Genomic DNA, 1,072 nt, shown 5'->3' with positions numbered 1-1,072 from the left:
CATTCCACCTCGTACATTAATAACATCATATCCGTTAGCCAACAATATCTTAGTAGCACGTTTACTGCGCATACCAGATTGGCAAATCACATAGGTCGTTTCTTTAGGCAAGTATTTGTCAACTTTTCTTAAAGGCACATTTTTCGCCCCAGAAATATGACCGCCAGAAAACTCATGCGGTTCACGTACATCAATAATTGAGGGTCTTTCAATCAACTTACTTTCTAATTCACTTGTCGAAATAGAGGGGGTTCTTTTAAAAAACATCTTATTCCTCCTATCCATGGTAATTTACTGTTGCAGGTACTGGTTTTACTGAAGATTCCTTTTGTATTTATTTATTAACAGAAGGCTGTGTTTAATATAGGATCTTTTTTCATACCTTTCAATACACACAGAATTATCCCTGAGGGGGTATAATTTGTAAAGCTTTTTGTTTCCTTTCTGATCAAAAAAAAACAGAAAAGAGATATCGTGAGATATGTCTTTTCCGTTTTTGATTAAGATAAGCACTGGCGAAATCTGAATTGTCGCAGCTAACATTCCTACTCTGTTTCCATTATTGATCCAACCACCTTGTTTCTTCCTTGATTTTTAGCAGCATAAAGGCACCGATCAGCTAATCGAAAGAGCTTTTTCATATCTTTGTTTTGTGAGGACGCGGCCAAACCAACTGAAATAGTCATATGGATACCATCTCCATTTTCTAATAAAAACTCCTTACCCGCTACGCTTGCCCTAATTTTTTCCGCTACTCTTTTTTGCTCGACATAAGGTAAATCATTTACAATCAAACAAAACTCCTCACCGCCGACACGATAAACTAATTCTTTATCTGGAGCTTCGACTTTTAAAATCGTAGCTAGTTGTCGTAAAATGAAATTACCATTTGCATGTCCATAAGTATCATTGATCCATTTAAAATGATCAATATCCAACATGATAAATGCTGTATTTCTGATCGCTTTATCTTCTTGAAACAGCTGCCACTTTTTATTAAATTCACGCATATTGTATAAACCAGTCAAAAAATCTACTTTTGCCTGTTCTTTTTCTTCCAAATACAAAAAAA

At 35.2% G+C, this 1,072-nt stretch carries 2 protein-coding genes; both read right to left on the bottom strand.

The window, feature by feature from the left end; translation table 11 throughout:
• The coding region (locus tag RT405_RS07470) for a rhodanese-like domain-containing protein (protein WP_313468850.1) at window positions 1–267 on the bottom strand (267 nt) is incomplete at its 3' end.
• A 278-nt stretch (window positions 268–545) separates the two neighbouring features.
• Window positions 546–1,072 (bottom strand): GGDEF domain-containing protein (locus tag RT405_RS07465; RefSeq protein ID WP_313468848.1); only part of this gene is annotated, 527 nt, incomplete at its 5' end.

Source organism: Carnobacterium sp. (genome assembly GCF_032094055.1).
In the GTDB taxonomy this organism is placed as follows: domain Bacteria; phylum Bacillota; class Bacilli; order Lactobacillales; family Carnobacteriaceae; genus Carnobacterium_A.
Note: the sequence above shows the minus strand (reverse complement) of the source record. Positions and strands in the feature narration are given on the sequence as shown.